Source organism: Gilliamella intestini (assembly GCF_900094935.1).
GTDB classification, from domain to species: domain Bacteria; phylum Pseudomonadota; class Gammaproteobacteria; order Enterobacterales; family Orbaceae; genus Gilliamella; species Gilliamella intestini.
Genome location: NZ_FMBA01000009.1, coordinates 51,635 through 72,835, shown reverse-complemented (window position 1 = coordinate 72,835; position 21,201 = coordinate 51,635). Strand labels below are relative to the sequence as shown.

The following is a 21,201-nucleotide window of genomic DNA, read 5'->3' as shown; positions in this document are numbered from 1 at the left end:
CGATTACATTCTTCGTTAGGCTACTTGCCTCCCGTTGAATTTAAAAAACACTTACCCCTTAATTTTTTTGTTTGAAAATGTGTTGCCATTCCATTCCCCTGAAATTGCTTTATGTGGTTTAACGGTATTATAAAAATTAATAAAGTGTTTAAGTTTTTGTTTTCTATCTTTTAAGTCGTTAAATATTGGCTGATTATGCCACATATCAATTCAAAGTTCATATCACGCTTTCGGCTTTTCCGTTGTTTTGTGGACAGGCGATTTTGTTGATTTTTGCTTGATACGTTGGTTATCACACAGTTTATCTAAACAGAAATTTTATTTAAATAAATAAAAACAGCACTATTTTTGTCAAAAAGTTTCAGGAGCGCACTACGTTTATGTAGAAAAATAAAAAAATCAAATAGATAATCAAGGGTAAATATTCTCTAGTTTTCGGTTTTGTTTACCGTCTTAATTTATTTTCAATGGATTTTTCATTTTAAACAAACATTTAAAACCTTAACTGATGGTTTTATAACGTTCATTCTGATTGGTTAAAGAGGCAAAAGCTTCCATCGGGTAGCACATTATAAATACTCTAGCGACTGACTATAAAGCGTTTAGCCTAATTAGTAACAGTTACTTTTCTTTATGATATCAGCGCCCTATTGCTTATCTGTAATAGGGCGTTAATTTAGTTTTTTATGGATATTTATTACAGTAGTTTTACAAATTACTGTAAACAACGTGGGCAATTCCTATATGTGATATTATTATAAAAATACAATTTGATATAAAAATCAGTTACCTGATAAGTAACCGATTTTATTGATTTTTTATCGTATTGATAATATTAGTTGTTGAACAACCATCTTCAAAATTAAGTACTTTAACACTTCCACCTGCAGCAATAACTTCTTTGCCTCCAGCTATATCTTCAGGTTTATAATCGCCACCTTTGACTAAGACATCAGGTAAAATATTAGCAATGAGTCGTTGTGGGGTTTCTTCTTCAAATGGAACAACCCAATCAACCGAATCAAGTGCACCTAGTACAATCATTCGTTGCATGAGTGGGTTAATTGGCCTTGATTCACCTTTTAGTTTTTTAACCGAGGCATTGCTATTTACTGCAACAATTAGTCGATCACCAAGTTTTCGAGCATTTGCTAAATAAGAAACATGCCCAGCATGTAAAATATCAAAACAGCCATTAGTCATGACAATTTTTTCACCACGCATGCGCGCCTTTCTGACTTCTTCTTTTAGTTCGCCTTCACTCATAACGCCAAAGCCATCATCAGCACGGGCGCGGATGGCGTTTTCTAATTCAACTTGTGAAACGGTCGATGTGCCAAGTTTGCCCACAACTACGCCTGCTGCGGCATTGGCTAAAAAGCAGCTTTCTTCTAAAGACTGCCCTGCGGCTAAGGAAGCAGCTAATGTTGCAATAACAGTATCGCCAGCGCCAGTGACATCAAAAACTTCTTTGGCTTGGGTTGGCAAGTGGTAAATCGGTTTGTCTAATTGTAGTAATGTCATTCCTTTTTCACTACGAGTGACAAGCAAGGCTTTGAGATCATACTTTTTGATAAGCTGATAACCTTTTTCGACAATCTCTTCTTCGTTTTGGCAATGTCCAACTACCGCTTCAAATTCAGTCATATTTGGTGTTAATAATGTTGCACCACGGTAGCGTTCAAAATCAGTACCTTTTGGGTCGACTAAAATCGGTACATTGACTTGATTTGCCAACTTAATCATTGCTTGAACTGCTGATAATGCACCTTTAGCATAGTCCGACAGAACTAACACTTTATTGGTCTTCAAGGCTGTTTGAATACGTTCAAGAAGAGGCGCAGGATCGACATTACCAAAACCTTCTTCGAAATCAATTCGAATCAATTGTTGATTGCGTGATAAGACCCGCAGCTTAGTAATAGTTGGGTGCGTTGAAACAGAGACAAAATCACATTGAACATGATGTTTGCTTAATTGTTCATCAAGAATTTTAGCCGGTTCATCAATACCAGTTAACCCTATTAAACGCACATTACCACAAAGTGAAGTGATATTCATCGCAACATTCGCAGCACCGCCTGGTCTTTCTTCTAGCGAATCAATTTTGACAACAGGTACTGGCGCTTCAGGCGATATACGATTGGTTCCTCCATGCCAATAGCGATCTAACATAATATCGCCTACAACTAATACATTAGCACGGTTAAAATCAGGTAATGATGTATTCATTATGACTTGTTATCCTTAATTATTCAGTTAATTCATCTTTTATCTGTTAACTATCTTTATTAGATTCATAACTGTCGTCATCTTCTGTATTGTCGTTTTTTCGTGGCTGATAAAAACGGGCAAAAAAAGTGCCAATTTCAAACAGTAAACAGATAGGTACAGCTAGTAATATTTGTGAAAATACATCGGGGGGCGTAACGAACATTGCAACGGCAAACACCGCAACAATAATATAAGGGCGCTTTTTTCGTAGACTGTTAGGCGTAGTTATTCCAGTCCAACAAAGTAGTATAATGGCAACTGGCACTTCGAAAGCAAATCCAAAAACAATAAAGAGTGTCATTACAAAATCAAGATATTTTGTAATATCAGTATTGATAGCTACATCAGTAGGTGCAGTGTGAATAAAAAAGTAAAATGCAAGTGGAAACACCACAAAGTAAGCAAACGCAATACCAAGATAAAAGAGAATTGTGCTTGATACAATTAACGGCATCACTAGACGTTTTTCATGTTGATATAGCGCTGGTGCGATAAATCCCCAAACTTGATACAGTACGTAAGGAATTGAGATAAATATTGCCACCACCGCAGTTAGCTTAATTGGGGTAAAAAATGGCGCTGCAATATCTGTTGCTATCATGCTACTACCTTGAGGTAATTGGCTGATAAGCGGGTTTGCCACGATATGATAAATATCATTGGAAAAATATAGTAGGCAAGCTAATACCAACAAAATACAGATAATTGAGCGTAAAAGCCGTGTTCTAAGTTCAACAAGATGTCCTATTAATGGTTGTGTAGCGTCGTCGGTCATGATTTATTTTTATCTGAGTGAGTTTGAGAATCAATTGTCGTTGCTGAGTCGATCTCGTTTTGTAATGATTCTGTTACGCGCTTTAAATCATCAATTGATTCTTGAATCTCTGGCGTAAGTGTTGTTAAACCGCTTTGTTCAGCCTTTTTTAGACTGTCTTGTAACTCTTGCAGTTTGAGTTCTTTATTTAATTCTAGCTGTACAGTAGCAGACATTCGGCGGAGTACTTTTATCCATCCTGCAACTGTTTTTATGGCAATAGGTAATCGTTCTGGTCCTAAAACTACCAGACCTATAATTAATACTAACAGTAATTGTCCAAAGCTGATGTCAAACACGGATTACTCTTTTTTGTTATTATTAATATCAGATGAGTCGGTATTTTCGATTTTTTGTGAATTATCACTATCTTTTTTACTGTCATCATCACTCATCGCTTTTTTAAAGCCTTTAATTGACTCGCCAAGATCTGAGCCTAATGAACGTAATTTTTTTGTTCCGAATAATAATACTACTACAGCTATTAATATAAGTAGTTGCGGCAAGCTTGGCATCATGATGATTGTCTCCAATAGTGGTATTTAACCAAATTATACACGTAAATTATAATATTCCAATATGTCCAACTTAATGTGTATTGTTAATCTCCAGTTTTAATTTATTATTAGTATAGTAATACATAAAGCACAAACTAATCCTAGCATTCCATATAGGTTTCGTTCACGTTTTTTGCTTCGCTGTAGTTGTTGTTCAATTTGCTTTAATTGCGCATTCATCTGTTTGGTGATGCGTTCGTAGTCGTTTAATTTATCTGGCAATTGAGGCAATATGTTGCGCCATTTAGGCAGTGATCCCCAAGCTTGTTGTAGTATATTTTTTGCGCTGTATTTATCTTGATACCACTTCTCTAAAAATGGTTTTGCCGTTTGCCATAAATCAAGCTCAGGATAAAGCTGACGACCAAGCCCTTCAATATAAAAAAGCGTTTTTTCAAGCAGTGTAAGTTGCGGTTGAATGTCCATTTCAAATTGTCGTGCTACTTGAAATAATTGCAGTAAAATTTGTGAAAATGAAATTTCATACAGTGGCTTAGCAAATGCAGGCTCACAGACATTGCGCATTGCCATTTCAAGTGCGATAACATCGGTTGTTGCAGGAACCCAACCTGATGCAATATAGGTTTCAGCTATTTTTTGATAATCTCGATTAAAAAATGCTAAGAAATTTTCAGCAAGGTAGTGCTGGTCTTCATCACTCAATATACCAACAATGGCACAATCAATGCCAATATAGCGTGGATTTTGTGGATCGGTAATATCAACAAAAATATTACCCGGATGCATATCAGCATGGAAAAAATTATCCCGAAAAACTTGAGTAAAAAAGGCTTGAACCCCACGCTCTGCAAGTAATTTCATATCAACATTATTTTGCTTTAACTGATCGATATCTGCAATGGGGATCCCTTTAATGCGCTCTTCAACCATCACATTTTTTCGACATAAATCTTGGTAAACATAAGGGATATATAAAGTATCGCTATTGATAAAATTATCGCGTAATCTAAGCGTGTTGTAAGCTTCTTTTTGCAAATCTAACTCTTTTAATAGTGTCATTTCATAATCATGCACTATTTCAACAGCTCGCAATTTTTCGCCTGATTCGATTCGTTTAGTAAATTGTTTAGCCACCCAATACATCAAGCCAATATCAGCTTGTATAACCTGTAAAATATTAGGACGTAAGACTTTGATAACCACTTCAGCTTGACTATGTTTTAATACCGCCGTATGAACCTGAGCTATTGATGCTGATGCCAGTGGTTTTTCGTCAAAATCTGCAAAATAATAATCAATTGGCTGTTCTAAAGCTGACTCAATTAATTGTTTGGCAATTTTACCGTCAAAAGGGTTAACTTGGTCTTGTAATTTAGCTAAAGCCTTTGCTATATCTTTAGGTAAAATATCACGCCGAGTTGAAATCATTTGTCCAAACTTGATCCAAACAGGCCCTAACTCTTGTAGTGCTTGCCGTAAACGTTCACCAATTTCTTGATGTTTTGCTTTAGATCTAACCCAAAAAAGGCAAAATAACAAAGTGCGAAGCCACTTTGATGAACGATGTTTTGGTAACAGTTCATTTAATTGATAAGCTCGAAATACGGTTAATATTTTAAAAATTCGAAAGAATGTCATTATGTTTTATCGCATCAAAATTTAAAACCAGTATGTAACGCTACAATTCCGCCAGTCATATTGTGATATTTCACATCAACAAATCCAGCATCTTCCATCATTTTTTTCAATGTATTTTGATCTGGATGCATACGAATTGATTCGGCTAAATAGCGATAACTTTCAGAATCATTTGCCACAATTTTGCCCATTAGTGGTAACATGGTAAATGAATACAGATCATAGGCTTTATTTAAAATTTGATATTGCGGTTTAGAAAACTCAAGGATTAATAAACGTCCACCGGGTTTTAATACACGCCACATAGAGCGTAAGGCTTTTTCTTTATCGGTCACATTGCGTAAACCAAATGAGATAGTGATACAATCAAAATAGTTATCAGCAAAAGGAAGTTCTTCAGCATTTGCTTGTACATATTCAATATTTTTAATTAAGCCTTTGTCACGTAATTTGTCTCGCCCAACTTTTAACATTGATTCGTTAATATCGGCTAACACAACTAATCCATCATCACCAACAAGTTGTGAAAATTTTGCTGTTAAATCACCAGTGCCGCCTGCCAAATCTAAAACTTTTTGACCTTTACGCACGCTACTATATTCAATGGTAATTTTTTTCCAAATGCGATGTATGCCAAATGACATTAGATCATTCATAACATCATATTTATCAGCAACAGAATGAAATACTTCAGCAACACGTTTTACTTTTTCTTGTTTTGGAACTTGTTTGTAACCAAAATCAATTTTTTCTTGGTTTGTGTTATCTGATTTATCAGAAGATTGAGACATAAAATTTACCTAGCACAAAGATTTAGATTATTTTAACACAAGCCAGAATAAATGTGATGAACTAAATCAATAATGCTTCAACCTTCTTTAAAACTGTTTCAAAATATTCCAGTTGGGAGCATTTTTGTTTTAAGTCTTTCTCGTTAATCACTAAATCAAACTGGTAACTGTTTTTAAGCGCATTTAAAACATCACATTCTTTTTCAAAGATTTGATTGTAATACCGTGCTAATGTTTCAAAGTCAATTGAGGTAAAAACAAGTTTATTCGCAGTTTCAACGGCTTTTGCAAGTCGTTCAACATGTAGCATTGCAATTTTAATATAATCGAATTTATTCAGATAACGTTTGTTATGGTGAATTGAGATTTCTCGTTCAATATAATTAATATAGCCATTTGATACATATTGAGTATTATAGATATTAGCAAGTTGAATAGGTAAGTCTCTAAATCTATTTTGCCCAATAATAGCCACTTTTTTGACAAAAAAAGGTTTTGCTGATTGTGTAATAAAAGACCAATTTTTATAAGGGTTTTCACGTATTTTTGTGGCACTGATATCCATAAAATGCCGATCAGCATCAACAATAGAAACTGAACAACCAAAATAGTACTTATGGTTTTTGACATCTTGAGCTTCACTGGTAAAAATAACATCGGGAGTAATTTTATGTTCGGCAAGAAGCTGTTTAACACGATAACTCCAATCTTGCCAACCGTTAGGGTAAAAATCAATACCTGCTTCATCAAGAATATGAATATGAATATTGTGACGATCTTTAAATGTCGTTTTTAACCATGAAAAACGATCACTTACTTGAGGTTGCTTGGGAAGTCGGCTTTTATTAAATAGCTGTTTATCTCGTAATGCTTCACAACCAAGAAAAATATGCAATTCATCAACTTCACTTACGGCTTTTTCAATTAAATAAACATGGCCACGATGTAAAGGATAAAATTTACCGAAAATTAAACCAACTTTATATTTAGACGACATAACTGCTACCGACATATTTAAATACTTGTTCACACTCTACAGAAAAAAAATGTAATTTCTAACCAAATGATGCTATTGATATCTATCATCAATAAAAAATAACGTTATCATTTTTCTCATTGATTAATCTGATAAGAAAGATGAAATGACAAAGATTTATTTTTGTAAATTTGATAATAAAATACCCGTTGCTACAGAAATATTAAGTGCCGGCATATTTTCATTACCTTGTAAATGCAAGACGACATCAGCATGATTAATCAACTTCATGTTGATTTGCTGAAAAATAACCACAACGACTTTTTTGTTAAATCGGATTTTATATAATTCACTTGATTCAATAGATTTTGCTTGACAAGGTAATAACGCAACAACTTGGTAACCACGCTGTTTAAGCATATCAAGCGAAGCAACAAAATCATCACCTTTAATTGATTCAATAGCCTCAATACCACCTTCTGCCACACGCATGGCAGCGCCACTATCAAGTAAATTTGTTTGACGCAATATAACGCCATTAACACCATAAAAAGCAGCACTACGAATTAAGCCACCTAAATTATGGGGATTATGAACATCGTCAATAGCTAAAATACAATCATGATCTTTATCACTATTATTTTCTAAATAATCCAATAAGGTAAGTGGAACTCGTTTTTTTACAATTAAGCAGACACCACCATGGTGTTGAGTTTGAGTTATTTTACTAATTTGCTCACTAGAGATAACATCATAACCTAACCGTTGTTGGACTAACCAGTCTATTAGATCTTTAAACTGGTAAGTCATCTCTTGGGTAATAAATAGTTTAACAATAGCTGTGCGTCGATGTTTGAAAACTGCTTTACAGCTATTTTCACTATAAACTAAAGTTTCTTCTTTACGTTGGCGATAGCCATCATAGCCAAAAGTAGGTACTTGCTCATTATCACGAACCTTTTTTTGCCATGGTGAATCATTATCGATAGATGATTGAGATTGATTAAGTTCAACATTAAAACGCTTTTTTGTAAATTCAGATTTATCATTTCGAGGTTTGAATGTTTCAATACGATCATGACGATCTCGTTTAGATTTCAACTGAGATGAATCATCTTTACGCTTGTCTTTCCATCGAGAGGGCTTTTCAGTAGCCGAGCGAGAATGCTTTTTAGATTCACTACTTTTGGCGTAAAAAATAGATGGTTTATTTTTTTCGGTATTGTCGTTCATATCAATCTCACATTAATCAGTTATCGCGTACGAATGGTTGGGGCTATTTTATCTAATACGCCATTAACAAATTTATGGCTGTCAGCAGCACCAAATGTTTTTGTGAGCTCAATGGCTTCGTTAATGACCACTTTATACGGTACATCTTGACGTTTCATTAATTCATACAGTGCGATTCTAAGTATCGCTAATTCAATTTGTCCTAGTTCATCAACAGATCGTTCTGTGAGATATGGAGTCATTTTATCATCTAATTCGGCAGTATTTTTTGCTACACCATTTAATAATTCACGAAAATACTTAGAATCAACGCCTTTCATATCTTGTTCTGTAATAAAACTTGTCTCAACATCAGCAAGATCGTTTCTGGAAACTTGCCAAGAGTAAATGGCTTGTACCGCACATTCTCTTGCTCGACGACGAGGATTAACTAATGCCACAAATTTACTCCTTAATTGCTTTAATAATATTTAGCATTTCCAGCGCAGTTAATGCCGCTTCCGCACCTTTATTACCAGCTTTAGTGCCTGCACGTTCAATGGCTTGTTCTATACTTTCAGTCGTTAAAATACCAAATCCAACAGGGATAGAGTTATCTAAGCTTGCACTTAATAATCCTGAGCTTGATTCACCAGCAACAAAATCGAAATGTGCAGTACTTCCACGAATAACAGTACCTAATGCCACAATTGCATCATATTTTTTTGACTGCGCAGCAATTTTGGCGGTAAGTGGAATTTCATAAGCACCTGGAACCCAGATAACTGTAATATTCTTATCATCGACTTGCCCAATACGCGTTAATGCATCAATTGCACCGCTGACTAAGCTATCATTAATAAAATGATTAAAACGTGCCACCACAATTGCAATTTTGGCTTTCGGCGCAGCTACTTTACCTTCAATTGTTTGCATATAAATTCCTTATTGATTTTATTTTAAATGCCATTTCACTCTGTTTTGCGTGAAAAAATACTTAGTAAATTGTATCACGAATTAAAGACTTATCCTATTGGCAAATAGCGTTACGACCAAGTTCTACCCAATATATTATTTAAAATAAACGCAAAGAATTTAACTATTGCAAATGTATTATTTGTTAAGTTTAAAATTAATTTAAATTTTGTTGTTATTTCAACCATTATGATTAGAAATAATCTTAATTTATTTTTATTTCAATCATTATTTTTACACTTAACAACATACTTTCTAAAATCTTTTGTCAGAATAAGGAATCTTATTTTTATCGCTTGCAAGCAATTTTGAACAAACTACAATAGTCTATAAATTTATTTATTATTGATGGAGAAATACCTGTGTATATTGACAATATTCGTGATGAATTAAACCAAGCTATTGACGTATTAACTAATTTTATTTCAGACGATAAAAATCTCCAGCAAATCCAAAAAGCTGCCATTTTAATTGCTGATTCTTTTAAACATGGCGGTAAAGTTTTATCATGTGGTAATGGTGGTTCTCATTGTGATGCTATGCATTTTGCTGAAGAATTAACAGGCCGTTATCGTGATAATCGCCCTGCTTATCCAGCGATTGCCATATCAGATGTAAGTCACATTTCGTGTGTTGGTAATGATTTTGGATTTGATTCTATCTTTTCACGTTATGTTGAAGGTGTAGGCCAGATAGGTGATGTACTTTTGGGTATTTCAACTTCAGGGAATTCAGCTAACGTGCTTAAGGCAATTGAAGCAGCAAAACAAAAAGGGATGAAAATTATTACGTTAACTGGTAAAGATGGTGGTAAGATGAATGGACTTGCTGATGTTGATATTCGTGTTCCACATTTTGGTTATGCCGATCGTGTGCAAGAAATCCACATCAAAGTTATTCATATTCTTATTCTGTTAATTGAAAAAGAGATGGCAAAATAATATGTGTGAATTATTGGGTATGAGTGCTAATGTGCCAACCGATATTTGCTTTAGTTTTACTAGCTTAATTAAACGAGGTGGGGACAAAGGTCCTCACAAAGATGGTTGGGGAATTACTTTCTACGAAGGAAAAGGTTGCCGAACATTTAAAGATCCGGAGCCTTGTAGCTATTCGCCTATTGCTAAAATGGTGAAAGAATATCCCATCAAATCTAAAGCTGTGATTGCTCATATTCGACAAGCAAATCGAGGCGGTGTCGCACTAGAAAATACTCACCCGTTCACCCGCGAACTCTGGGGTAAAAATTGGACTTTTGCCCACAATGGGCAATTAACCAATTATCAAAATTTAGATACAGGGCTTTTTCAACCTGTTGGAGAAACCGATAGCGAATCTGCCTTTTGCTATTTAATTAATCAATTACAGCAAAAATATTCACAAAAACCTGTCGATGATCTTGAGCTATTTAATTTTATTAAGCAATGTGCCGATCAATTAAGCCAACTAGGCATATTCAATATGCTACTTTCTGATGGGCAATATGTATTTGCCTATTGCGCAACTAATTTACATTGGATAACCCGTAAAGCACCGTTTGGCAAAGCAAAATTACTGGACGAAGATGTAGAAATTGATTTTCAAAAACATACAACACCCAATGATATTGTTACTATCATTTCAACCTTACCATTAACTTCAAATGAGATATGGCAAAAACTTAATACTGGCGAAGCGATTTTATTTAAAGATGGCGAAATTAGCCAATCTTCCGCATTTTAATAGGATGCATTGGCGACTCATTTTTAAATTGATGATGCAGATAACTTAAAGTTAATAGTCCAATTGTGGTAAGCACTATCCATGGAAGGTGCGCAAATCCTATTTGCATAGCAATATCATATAACCAACCAGCACCGGTATAACCAATAAATCCACCAAGCGCAAGCCCTAAACGACTAAATCCCATATAACTGCCTTTTGCTTTGGGATTACTTAATACTGTCGACAAGGTTTCACGGGCAGGTTCAGCAATAATTGCGCCAAAGTAAAACAGTGCAATAAGTGATAATAATACGATTAATTGTGATGTAAAACCAATAATAATAAAAGCAAATGACATCAAAAATAAACCAAATTTAAGACGCTGATCTAATCTGAAATATTTTTCGCTCCATCGAGCAAGTGGATAAAGCAGTACGAGAGAAATAGAAGCTTGTATAGCATACATCCATTTTACATAACTTGGGCTACCTGATACGTTTGTGATTGTTAAAGGTAACATCAACATTATTTGCACCCATAGTACATAATAACCAGTTAACGTAAGAACATAGCGGGTGAACTTTTTATCTTTGATAACCATTTTCATGCCATTAATAATAGGCGCTTTGCCAATAGCAATATGGTAAGCTGGCAGGAAGAAAAAATTAAAAATTCCACATAAGAAAAAAATAAAAGCACCACACCAACATACTAAATGGAAGTCATAATCAATTAAAATTCCACCAATAAGAGCCCCTATTACAGCTCCGGCATTATCTTGTATCATCAACAGTGATATGAACTTACCTCGCTCATGTGGACGAGTAAATTTAATAGTCAGTCCCATACGAGGCGGATCAAATAGTAATCCGCCTAACGCTGAAAGTAAGCAAGAAAGTAATAATAACCAAGGCTCACTAGCAATCGCCATAGAAATAAAACCAACACAGCGTAAAAACATACCTGCAACAATCATAGGTTTTGCGCCAAAGCGATCGGCAATAGCACCACCAATAATACCAAAACCTTGTTGAACAAATTGCCGAAATCCTAACGCAAAACCAACAAAGAGTGCACTCCAACCAACTTGACTAACAAAGTGGGTTGAAACAAGCGGAAACACAACATAAAAACCTAAGACAATAAACAGATTATCAAGTAGAAGTATTTGCCGACCTGTTTTACGAATTTGAGATGGTATTGGCATTTATTTAACTCTTTGAGTTAAATATCTTTGATAATCAGGAATTTCAATATCAACTTCTTGCGTAAAAATAGCGGATTGAATCAATGCATTGGCGGTGGCTTGATTAGTGGCAACAGGAATATTCCAGACAGTAGATAATCGTAATAACGCTTTCACATCTGGATCGTGAGGTACAGCATTAAGTGGATCCCAAAAAAAGATTAAGATATCAATTTTACCTTCTGCAATTAATGCACCTATCTGCTGATCTCCCCCCATCGGACCACTTAGCATTGGTGTGATATTTAGTCCTGTTTCTTGCTTTATTAATGTTCCAGTAGTGCCCGTGCCACATAAATTATGACGAGAAAGCTCTTCACGATTTTTTTTACACCAATTTAATAGAGAATCTTTCAGGTGATCGTGAGCAACTAAAGCAATATTTTTTTTAGCCAGTAATTTACGTGTGGTATATAGCATCATTGTTATCCTAATTCATTATTATATTTTTTTAATTTTTAACAGAGTATTAATCAAAGCGCAAGGGTTATTTAATTGATAATAGATAATAAAAAAAGGCACCGAAGTGCCTTTTAAAAATAAAGATACAATCAATTAGAATTGGTAAATTAAACCAAGTGCTACTGTGTCTTTTGTTGTGCCCTTGATTTGTGATTTAGTAAATGAACCATCTTCATATAAAGCACGGCGTGCACCGATATCATCTTTATCTAACAAGTTAATTTTATAATCGATAATAGCTTGTAGGTTTTTGTTAAAGTCATAAGTTAAACCGACATCAACATATTTAGCTAAATCATTACCTTTAAGCCCTGCATCACTTGAATAATTAGATGCGTCTTTAACTTTATGTTGGATATAAGCAACAGATGGCGTTAAGCGTCCTACTTCAAAGTCAATACCATATTGAGCAACTAATTCATAGCCTTTGGTTTTTAAATCATCAGCGCTACGAGTTGTTGATGCATTATCCCAGCCATATTTTTGTTTACCCTGAATATATAACGCAGCTAAATAAAGGTTGTCGTTGTCATATTTAACACCCGCAGACCATGCTTTAGCATCTTTATGGCCACCAGTTTGTGCATAACCAGCACCAACAGATAAACCTGTATCAAGCACATCCCAATCAACAACTGAACCCCATGCTTCAGCACTATTGCGTTTATCATTAAGAGTATAATTACCGAAATGACGAGTTGAGCTGTTATCTCCGTTATCCGCATATTGAACGGCAAAACGTAAACCATTTACTAAACCGAAGAAATCTGAATTACGGTAAGTAGCAACGGCTTTAGTACGAGCTGTTAACGCATAAAGATCATTATCTGAAGCATCACCACCAAATTCTGGTAAAACGTCAGTGTAAGATGTTAATGTTTTTAACACACCATCATTGCGACCATAGTCGAATGAACCAAAATCACCAAAGTTTAAACCTGCAAAGGCATAACGCGTTTCATTATCAGCATTTTTACCTGTATTTGCTTCATATTCCCAACGACCATAGCCTGTTACGCTGTCGGTCACTTGTGTTTGACCTGACATACCTAAACGTGCAGTGGTCTTGTCACCTTCACCATTTTGGTTATTGCGATCAGTAATATAGTTTAAAGCATAAACTCGACCATAAAAGTCGACTTTATTACTATCTTTATTCCACACTTCGATAGAAGCGTTTGCTGTACCTGCAATTAAAAGTGCAGGAATAGCGATTGCTAATAGATTAAGTTTCATTTTTTACCCTCAAAGGTATTTTATATTATTAAAGATGCAAATTACTTTGCTCTGGTTTAATAAATAACTGCTAATAATTAGCAATTATATTATTACTGTGATAGCCATTATTGCCTAATAAACATGGCTCTAATGTCACATTGCCTATTTAACAATGGAATTTAGATTAAATCTGCGAATTTTCGAAAATTTTAATACTTATTATGACTTTTTTTAGTCATAAAATATTTTTTTAGATAGGAATAAATTTAAAAGGTGAAAAAAAGGCACCTAAGTGCCTTTTTATAAGATATTAAGAGATTAGAATTGGTAAATTAAACCAACACCTAACACATCTTTAGTACCTGGTTTAGTACCTTCACCACGTGAATTTGCAGTATTTTTCGCTGCGCCATAGTCTTTACGATCAAGAAGATTGAATTTATATTCAACAATTGCACTGAAGTTTTTGTTTAGATCGTAAGTTGCACCTAAAGATACATATTTAGTTACAGGTGAGCTGAATCCGCTATTGTGGTAACGAATATTATCTTCGACAAAATTCACGCCATCAGCTTTAACTTTATGTTGAACATAAGCTAAAGATGGAGTAATACGACCCACTTCTAAATCAATACCATATTGAGCGACTAATTCAAAACCTCTAACTTTACCATCAGCAGTTTTATAAGTACCTCTATGCGTCGGTCCATATGACAATACATCTTTAAATTTAGATTGGAAGTAGTTAGCTGCTAAATATAAATTATAATTATCGTATTTAAGACCACCTGCCCAAGTGCTTTGACGATTATCACTACCAGAAGTTTGAGCGTAACCTGCACCGGCAGTTAAACCAGTGTCAAAAATATTCCATTGAACATTTGCACCCCAAGCTTCACGAGATTCACCTCTGATAGCATCTTCTCTAAATCCATTTGAGTTATCGCCATTATCAGCATATTGTAATGCAAAACTTAAATCGTCAGTTAAGCCAAAGAAGTTGTTGTTACGATAAGTTGCAACAGCTTTAGTACGAGCTGAAAGAACGTTCCAATCGTTATTTGATGCATCACCACCAAATTGTGGTAAAACGTCAGTATAAGCAGTAATTGCTTTTAACACACCGTCATTGCGACCATAATCGAATGAACCTGCATCACCAAAGTTCAAACCAGCAAATGCATAACGTACTTCGTTATCAGAATTTTTACCTGCTTTTGCTTCATATTCCCAACGACCGTAGCCAGTTACACTGTCAGTGATTTGAGTTTGACCTGACATACCTAAACGAGCTGAAGTATCATCACCTTCACCAACTTGACCACGGTCAGTAATGTTGTTAGCTGCTTTTACTCGACCGTAAAAGTCAACTTTATTACCATCTTTGTTCCATACTTCGATAGATGCATTTGCACCAGCTGCTACTAAAAGAGCAGGGATAGCGATTGCTAATAGATTACGTTTCATTTTTTACCCTCATGGTTATTTTTTAAAAAGACACATCCCATAAGTTTAGTGTCAATTTTGTTTAAAAATTATTCATCCAAAAGATAATTATATTTTGATTATCTTTATCCACTTTTTACAGTAGTGTAAATTATGTATAAATTTTTTTTAAAATCAAGCGAACTTTTCATTAAATGTAGTGTCTAAGTCTAAATTCAAGCCTGTTTGGTTGTTTTTTAAACTAAAACAGATTAATATCTACCTTTTGTAACTCTCAATAAATTCTTGTTAGGGATTTTAATCAACTTAAAAGTTTGCATTACGCGGCGTTCTTGGGAATGGGATCACATCGCGTACATTTTGAACGCCTGTTACATAAACAATTAAACGTTCAAAACCAAGACCAAAACCAGAATGCGGTACAGTACCGTATCGACGTAAATCACGATACCACCAATAATCTTCTTTTTTGAGTCCCAATTCTTCCATGCGCTTATCCAACATATCTAAGCGCTCCTCACGCTGAGATCCACCAATGATTTCACCAATTCCTGGCGCTAAAACATCCATTGCCGCTACCGTTTTACCGTCATCATTCATACGCATATAAAACGCTTTAATATCTTTCGGATAGTTTTTTACTACCACTGGTGCTTTAAAATGTTGTTCAGCTAAATAACGCTCATGTTCTGAAGCTAAATCAATTCCCCAACTAACTGGATTTTCAAACTTAGCATCACAATTTTGTAATATAGTAATAGCATCAGTGTAATCCACTTGAGCAAAATCAGCATTAATAAAGTTTTCAAGACGATTGATGGCTTCTTTATCGACATGCTGGACAAAAAATTGCATATCATCAGCACGTTTTTCTAGCACTTCTTTAAACACATATTTCAACATATCCTCAGCAAGCTTAGCGTTATCATCTAGATCAGCAAACGCTACTTCAGGCTCCATCATCCAAAACTCAGCTAAATGGCGAGTAGTATTTGAGTTCTCTGCTCTAAATGTTGGACCAAAAGTATAAACTTTAGAAAGTGCACAAGCATAAGTTTCAGCGTTTAATTGTCCAGAAACGGTTAAAAAAGCTTCTTTACCAAAGAAATCTTTATCAAAATCAACTTTACCATTATCAGATTTAGGCAGATTTAGCATATCAAGTGTTGAAACGCGGAACATTTCGCCCGCCCCTTCAGTATCTGATGCGGTAATAATAGGAGTTGATAGCCAATAAAAGCCACGATCATTAAAAAATTGATGAATTGCTTGCGCAAGCGTATGGCGTACACGCGTTATCGCACCAACAATATTGGTTCTTGCACGCAAGTGAGCCACTTCACGAAGATATTCAATTGAATGGCGCTTTGCTGCCATTGGGTAAGTTTCGGGATCGTCAACAAAGCCATACACTTCAACTTGCGTTGCTTGTAATTCATATTTTTGACCTTGACCTGGTGACTCCACTACTTTACCAGTGACTTTAACCGAACAACCAGCTGTTAGACGTAAGATTTCTTGTTCATAATTAGGTAAATTATTTTCAATAACAGCTTGAATAGGATCAAAGCAGGAACCATCGTAAACAGCTAAAAATGAAATACCTGCTTTAGAATCACGGCGAGTTCTTACCCAGCCTTGAACTGAAATAGTGCTACCAACAGCAATTTTGCCTTGTAACACATCAACAATAGGTGCAACTGAAGTCATTTAATTATCCATCTCTACATTAATTTGTTTAAGTAATATTTAAAGTAATACAGATATATTCTAAAGACTATCCCATAACTAAATGGAATTCTTGAATAAGTTGTTTCTTATTACTAATTTTTATTTTCTAGTATTAATAATAAGTTAAATATGAATTATTATCATTGTTTAACACTAAAAGTTCGTTTTAATTCATCAATAAAATCTAAATCCTGAGATATTGTTTTACCTGGACTATCTGATAGTTTAGCTACGGATTGATTATTACATTCCGTTAATTTAAGCACAATGTTTAATGCTTTGGTATTGGCATCTTTAGATGGAATATCACAAGCTAAAAAACCGCCAACGCCAAAAGATAATTTTACGCGATGATTAAAATGTTGATAGATTTTAATCGCTTTATCAAAATTTAAGCTATCAGAAAAAACCAAAAGTTTAGTTTGTGGATCTATGCCCAATTGCTGATAATGAGCAATCGCTTTTTCACCCCATTGAATTGAATCACCAGAATCGTGGCGGAGCCCTTGATAATGAGAAGCAAAATGCAAATCAAAATCGCGTAAAAATGCATCCATTGTAATACAATCTGTTAATGCTATTCCTAAGTCATGAGGATATTCATCTAACCAAACCTGAAGAGCATTTCTTTGGCAATCTTGAAGATTAGCACTTAAACGTTGATGAGCTTGAAACCACTCGTGTGCTTGCGTTCCAACAGGAGTCAGCCCTAAACGATAAGCCAGTAAATAATTACTCGTACTATGAAAATTAGTGAAATGGTTTTTCAAATAACTGACAACTGCCTCTTGCACCACAAACGAATAACGCCTACGCGTACCAAAATCCATTAAATTAAAGCCCGACATATCCATATTAGCTGTTTTTTCATTAAACAACGCCAATTTATCTTTTAGCCGAGCTAGTGCTTCAGGGACACCAATATTAGGCGAACGATCTTTATGAACAATTTCACTGATAACGGCAAGTAATGGCACTTCCCATAGAATAACATCTAGCCATTTACCTTCAATTGTAATAGAAAGCACTCCATCTTCATTTTTTATAGTGAGCAAATCACTATTGAAACGCCATTTTTTAAGCCAATTTAAATAGTCAGATTTAAAAAAGGAAATATTTGATAAATAGTTAAATTCATCATCAGACAGCGCTAATGATTCCATTAATTTCACTTGATGTATTATTTCATCAACATATTGTCCCAATAAATCATCACTACGACAACGAAACTGCGCAACGACAGTTACCTCAGGGTAGTAATGAAATACAGCTTGCTGCATATGCAACTTATAAGCATCAGTATCTAATATTGATGTAATTATTGCTGGTAACATGTAAATTTAGTGCTATTGCTTTAAATAAAAATTTCAAAGATTATAGCAGAATAATAATGAAGATATAGATTAATTATGTAATAAGATTGTTTTTAATCGACTATAATATCGATCAGTATAAAATATAAATTGATTTCAAACCAAAAGGTCATAACAACATGAATATAAAAACACCTGAATCGCAGCCTATTGCCAAAAATCGTCTTGATTATAAATCACCCGATTTTACCATTACCGACATTGATCTTGATTTTGATTTAGCACCCGAAATAACAACCGTCACAGCTCGCAGCCGTGTTGTTAAAAAAAATAATCAAGCGGACAATTTAATTTTAGATGGTGAAGACCTTAAATTGATTTCTGTTAATATTGACGAACAACCATGGCATGATTATCAACTCACAAACACCGGTTTAATCATTCAGCGTGTACCAGCAGAATTTACATTAACGATTGTTAACGAAATCAAACCAATTGATAATACAGCACTTGAAGGATTATATGTATCAGGCGAAGCACTCTGTACTCAATGTGAAGCAGAAGGATTCCGCCATATTACCTATTATCTTGACAGACCTGACGTTCTTGCTCGCTTTTCAACACGTATTACTGCCAATAAACAACATTATCCTTATCTACTTTCGAACGGTAATCGCATAGCGCAAGGCGATCTATCTGATGGACGTCATTGGGTACAATGGCAAGATCCTTTTCCAAAACCGGCTTACTTATTTGCATTAGTTGCTGGTGATTTTGATATTTTAAAAGATCAGTTTATCACGCAATCAAAACGGAAAGTTGATTTAGAAATTTACGTTGATAAAGGTAATTTAGATCGCTCGCAGTGGGCAATGACAAGCTTAAAAAATGCCATGCGTTGGGACGAAACACGCTTTGGACTTGAATATGATTTAGATATATTCATGATCGTTGCAGTTGATTTTTTTAATATGGGAGCAATGGAAAACAAAGGATTAAATATCTTTAATTCAAAATATGTGCTTGCCAAACCACAAACAGCAACAGATGATGACTATCTAGGTATTGAAGGTGTAATTGGTCATGAATATTTTCACAACTGGACTGGTAATCGGGTAACCTGTCGCGACTGGTTCCAACTTAGTTTAAAAGAAGGATTAACTGTATTTCGAGATCAGGAATTTAGCGCTGATATGGGATCTCGTGCAGTAAAACGCATTGAAGATGTCAAACTTTTGCGCACCGTTCAATTTGCCGAAGATGCTAGCCCAATGTCTCACCCTATTCGGCCTGAACAAGTAATAGAAATGAATAACTTTTACACAGTCACCGTGTACGAAAAAGGCGCTGAAGTTATTCGAATGATGCATACTTTATTAGGAGAAGATAAATTCCAAGCAGGGATGAAACTTTATTTTAAACGCCATGATGGTAGTGCCGCAACTTGTGATGATTTTGTTGCAGCCATGCAAGATGCCTCAGGTATCGATTTAACTCAATTTAAATTATGGTATAGCCAATCAGGAACACCTGAATTAACCGTTACCGATAATTATGATGAGAAAAATCGACAATATACTTTAACAGTAGAACAATATACGCCAGCTACTCAAGATCAAGCGCAAAAACAAGCTTTGCATATTCCACTTGATATCGAGTTATATCAACATAATGGTGAAATAATTCCACTGCAATACCAAGGCAAATCTGTTCACCATGTTTTAAATTTAACACAAAAAAAACAACAATTTATCTTTGATAACGTAACTCAAAAACCGATTATCTCAGTATTACGTGATTTTTCAGCACCTGTTAAGTTAACTTATGATTATCAAGATAATGATCTTATTTTCTTAATGCAACACGCTACTAACGCATTTAGCCGTTACGATGCAGCTCAAATGTTATTAGCAAAATATGTTCGCTTGAATGTAAAAAATTATCAAGAAAATCAAAATTTAATGTTGCCTGATTCAGTATTAGATGCATTTAGAGCCGTATTGTTATCAGAAAAAACTGACCCTTTCCTTATTGCACAAATCTTAACCTTGCCATCTGAAAACGAGTTGGCGAATTTATTTACTGTGGTTGATCCAATCGCAATTCATCAAGTGCGTCTATTTTTGTTAACTCATTTTGCAAACGAACTTTATGATGAATTATTAGCCATTTATCACCACAATAAAACATCACAATATCAAATTAAACATAATGACATTGCTAAGCGGTCACTTAAAAACTGTTGTTTAACTTTATTAGCTCATGCCGATGATAATTCGCACGCCAATACATTGGTTAACCAACAATATTATCAAGCAAATAATATGACTGATTGTTTAGCCGCCTTGAGTGTAGCCGTAAAAGCTGAACTTGATTGTCGAACTGAGTTATTGGCTAACTTTGATGACAAATGGCATCAAGATGGACTTGTTATGGACAAATGGTTAGCACTAAACGCAACAAGCCCAGAAAAGAATGTTCTTGCTACCGTGAAAAAATTATTAACTCACCGTTCATTTACACTCAGCAACCCAAATCGGATTCGTGCATTAATTGGAGCATTTGTAAATAATAACCCTGTGGCATTTCACGCTGAAGATGGCAGTGGTTATCAATTCTTAGTTGAGATTCTCACTGAGTTAAACCAAAAAAATCCGCAAGTTGCAGCAAGGCTTATCGATCCTCTAATTCGATTAAAACGTTATGACAAAAAGCGTCAACAGCAGATGCAAAAAGCACTTGAAGCATTGCTAAAAATTGAAAATTTATCTAAAGATTTATTTGAAAAAATTAACAAGGCACTAGAAGCCTAAGTAAGAACTAGCATCCTGCAATATCCTTGCAGGATGCTATTAATAAATTTAAAATTGAAGTTTTATACTA

At 34.8% G+C, this 21,201-nt stretch carries 19 protein-coding genes and 1 pseudogene; 3 read left to right on the top strand and 17 right to left on the bottom strand.

Features of this window, described 5'->3' with window-relative positions:
- Positions 1-51: 51 nt before the first annotated feature.
- The 11 genes and pseudogenes from GA0061080_RS13095 to ribH all read right to left on the bottom strand — a co-directional run bounded on the left by GA0061080_RS13095 (position 52) and on the right by ribH (position 9,159).
- Positions 52-204, bottom strand: coding sequence for an integrase core domain-containing protein (locus GA0061080_RS13095; protein ID WP_141683085.1), 153 nt, complete (start codon positions 202-204; stop codon positions 52-54).
- Between the two features lie 603 nt (positions 205-807).
- The gene (hldE, locus tag GA0061080_RS04000) at positions 808-2,232 is read right to left on the bottom strand and encodes a bifunctional D-glycero-beta-D-manno-heptose-7-phosphate kinase/D-glycero-beta-D-manno-heptose 1-phosphate adenylyltransferase HldE (RefSeq protein WP_091121450.1); all 1,425 of its coding nucleotides are present in this window, start codon (positions 2,230-2,232) and stop codon (positions 808-810) included.
- Between the two features lie 46 nt (positions 2,233-2,278).
- Positions 2,279-3,049 (bottom strand): twin-arginine translocase subunit TatC, encoded by a 771-nt coding sequence (gene tatC, locus GA0061080_RS03995; RefSeq protein WP_091121446.1) that lies wholly within the window; start codon positions 3,047-3,049, stop codon positions 2,279-2,281.
- A 44-nt stretch (positions 3,050-3,093) separates the two neighbouring features.
- Positions 3,094-3,387: pseudogene (gene tatB / locus GA0061080_RS03990) on the bottom strand (Sec-independent protein translocase protein TatB); the annotation flags it as partial.
- A gap of 3 nt (positions 3,388-3,390) precedes the next feature.
- Positions 3,391-3,606, bottom strand: a complete 216-nt coding sequence (gene tatA / locus GA0061080_RS13045; RefSeq protein ID WP_091121438.1) for a twin-arginine translocase TatA/TatE family subunit — start codon at positions 3,604-3,606, stop codon at positions 3,391-3,393.
- Between the two features lie 96 nt (positions 3,607-3,702).
- Positions 3,703-5,244, bottom strand: coding sequence for a ubiquinone biosynthesis regulatory protein kinase UbiB (gene ubiB / locus GA0061080_RS03980; RefSeq protein ID WP_091121435.1), 1,542 nt, complete (start codon positions 5,242-5,244; stop codon positions 3,703-3,705).
- Between the two features lie 14 nt (positions 5,245-5,258).
- Complete coding sequence (ubiE, locus tag GA0061080_RS03975; protein WP_091121431.1) at positions 5,259-6,035, bottom strand: bifunctional demethylmenaquinone methyltransferase/2-methoxy-6-polyprenyl-1,4-benzoquinol methylase UbiE; 777 nt, start codon at positions 6,033-6,035, stop codon at positions 5,259-5,261.
- Between the two features lie 61 nt (positions 6,036-6,096).
- The gene (gene nadR / locus GA0061080_RS03970) at positions 6,097-7,047 is read right to left on the bottom strand and encodes a multifunctional transcriptional regulator/nicotinamide-nucleotide adenylyltransferase/ribosylnicotinamide kinase NadR (RefSeq protein ID WP_091121426.1); all 951 of its coding nucleotides are present in this window, start codon (positions 7,045-7,047) and stop codon (positions 6,097-6,099) included.
- Between the two features lie 141 nt (positions 7,048-7,188).
- On the bottom strand, positions 7,189-8,244 hold the full coding sequence (locus tag GA0061080_RS03965; protein ID WP_091121422.1) for a TrmH family RNA methyltransferase: 1,056 nt from the start codon (positions 8,242-8,244) through the stop codon (positions 7,189-7,191).
- 20 nt (positions 8,245-8,264) lie between these two features.
- A complete protein-coding gene (gene nusB / locus GA0061080_RS03960; RefSeq protein ID WP_091121419.1) occupies positions 8,265-8,684 on the bottom strand; it encodes a transcription antitermination factor NusB in 420 nt (139 codons plus the stop codon).
- 4 nt (positions 8,685-8,688) lie between these two features.
- Complete coding sequence (gene ribH, locus GA0061080_RS03955; protein WP_091121416.1) at positions 8,689-9,159, bottom strand: 6,7-dimethyl-8-ribityllumazine synthase; 471 nt, start codon at positions 9,157-9,159, stop codon at positions 8,689-8,691.
- 401 nt (positions 9,160-9,560) lie between these two features.
- On the opposite strand from ribH, the gene lpcA reads away from it, so the two are divergent.
- Positions 9,561-10,139, top strand: coding sequence for a D-sedoheptulose 7-phosphate isomerase (gene lpcA, locus GA0061080_RS03950; protein ID WP_091121414.1), 579 nt, complete (start codon positions 9,561-9,563; stop codon positions 10,137-10,139).
- 1 nt (position 10,140) lies between these two features.
- Positions 10,141-10,920 (top strand): class II glutamine amidotransferase, encoded by a 780-nt coding sequence (locus tag GA0061080_RS03945; RefSeq protein ID WP_091121411.1) that lies wholly within the window; start codon positions 10,141-10,143, stop codon positions 10,918-10,920.
- On the opposite strand, the gene mdtH is transcribed toward GA0061080_RS03945, so the two are convergent.
- The 6 genes from mdtH to pncB all read right to left on the bottom strand — a co-directional run bounded on the left by mdtH (position 10,898) and on the right by pncB (position 18,339).
- On the bottom strand, positions 10,898-12,109 hold the full coding sequence (gene mdtH, locus GA0061080_RS03940) for a multidrug efflux MFS transporter MdtH (protein WP_091121410.1): 1,212 nt from the start codon (positions 12,107-12,109) through the stop codon (positions 10,898-10,900). The genes GA0061080_RS03945 and mdtH overlap by 23 nt on opposite strands.
- Positions 12,110-12,568, bottom strand: coding sequence for a methylglyoxal synthase (locus GA0061080_RS03935; protein WP_091121406.1), 459 nt, complete (start codon positions 12,566-12,568; stop codon positions 12,110-12,112).
- A gap of 135 nt (positions 12,569-12,703) precedes the next feature.
- Positions 12,704-13,846 (bottom strand): porin, encoded by a 1,143-nt coding sequence (locus tag GA0061080_RS03930; protein WP_091121402.1) that lies wholly within the window; start codon positions 13,844-13,846, stop codon positions 12,704-12,706.
- 300 nt (positions 13,847-14,146) lie between these two features.
- Positions 14,147-15,295: a porin gene (locus GA0061080_RS03925; RefSeq protein WP_091121399.1), complete on the bottom strand. Its 1,149-nt coding sequence runs from the start codon at positions 15,293-15,295 to the stop codon at positions 14,147-14,149.
- A 285-nt stretch (positions 15,296-15,580) separates the two neighbouring features.
- A complete protein-coding gene (asnS, locus tag GA0061080_RS03920) occupies positions 15,581-16,984 on the bottom strand; it encodes an asparagine--tRNA ligase (protein WP_091121396.1) in 1,404 nt (467 codons plus the stop codon).
- Between the two features lie 161 nt (positions 16,985-17,145).
- Entirely contained in the window at positions 17,146-18,339 is a 1,194-nt protein-coding gene (pncB, locus tag GA0061080_RS03915) for a nicotinate phosphoribosyltransferase (protein WP_091121392.1), read from the bottom strand.
- 158 nt (positions 18,340-18,497) lie between these two features.
- On the opposite strand from pncB, the gene pepN reads away from it, so the two are divergent.
- Complete coding sequence (gene pepN / locus GA0061080_RS03910; protein WP_091121388.1) at positions 18,498-21,131, top strand: aminopeptidase N; 2,634 nt, start codon at positions 18,498-18,500, stop codon at positions 21,129-21,131.
- Positions 21,132-21,201 lie beyond the last annotated feature (70 nt).

Coding starts and splice junctions, on each gene's coding strand:
- hldE (WP_091121450.1), bottom strand. CDS start 2,232: ATGAATACATCATTACCTGATTTTAACCGTGCTAATGTATTAGTTGTA.
- nadR (WP_091121426.1), bottom strand. CDS start 7,047: ATGTCGGTAGCAGTTATGTCGTCTAAATATAAAGTTGGTTTAATTTTC.
- ubiE (WP_091121431.1), bottom strand. CDS start 6,035: ATGTCTCAATCTTCTGATAAATCAGATAACACAAACCAAGAAAAAATT.
- pepN (WP_091121388.1), top strand. CDS start 18,498: ATGAATATAAAAACACCTGAATCGCAGCCTATTGCCAAAAATCGTCTT.
- GA0061080_RS03930 (WP_091121402.1), bottom strand. CDS start 13,846: ATGAAACTTAATCTATTAGCAATCGCTATTCCTGCACTTTTAATTGCA.
- mdtH (WP_091121410.1), bottom strand. CDS start 12,109: ATGCCAATACCATCTCAAATTCGTAAAACAGGTCGGCAAATACTTCTA.
- pncB (WP_091121392.1), bottom strand. CDS start 18,339: ATGTTACCAGCAATAATTACATCAATATTAGATACTGATGCTTATAAG.
- GA0061080_RS13095 (WP_141683085.1), bottom strand. CDS start 204: ATGTGGCATAATCAGCCAATATTTAACGACTTAAAAGATAGAAAACAA.
- tatC (WP_091121446.1), bottom strand. CDS start 3,049: ATGACCGACGACGCTACACAACCATTAATAGGACATCTTGTTGAACTT.
- GA0061080_RS03965 (WP_091121422.1), bottom strand. CDS start 8,244: ATGAACGACAATACCGAAAAAAATAAACCATCTATTTTTTACGCCAAA.
- GA0061080_RS03925 (WP_091121399.1), bottom strand. CDS start 15,295: ATGAAACGTAATCTATTAGCAATCGCTATCCCTGCTCTTTTAGTAGCA.
- GA0061080_RS03945 (WP_091121411.1), top strand. CDS start 10,141: ATGTGTGAATTATTGGGTATGAGTGCTAATGTGCCAACCGATATTTGC.
- ribH (WP_091121416.1), bottom strand. CDS start 9,159: ATGCAAACAATTGAAGGTAAAGTAGCTGCGCCGAAAGCCAAAATTGCA.
- GA0061080_RS03935 (WP_091121406.1), bottom strand. CDS start 12,568: ATGCTATATACCACACGTAAATTACTGGCTAAAAAAAATATTGCTTTA.
- ubiB (WP_091121435.1), bottom strand. CDS start 5,244: ATGACATTCTTTCGAATTTTTAAAATATTAACCGTATTTCGAGCTTAT.
- tatA (WP_091121438.1), bottom strand. CDS start 3,606: ATGATGCCAAGCTTGCCGCAACTACTTATATTAATAGCTGTAGTAGTA.
- asnS (WP_091121396.1), bottom strand. CDS start 16,984: ATGACTTCAGTTGCACCTATTGTTGATGTGTTACAAGGCAAAATTGCT.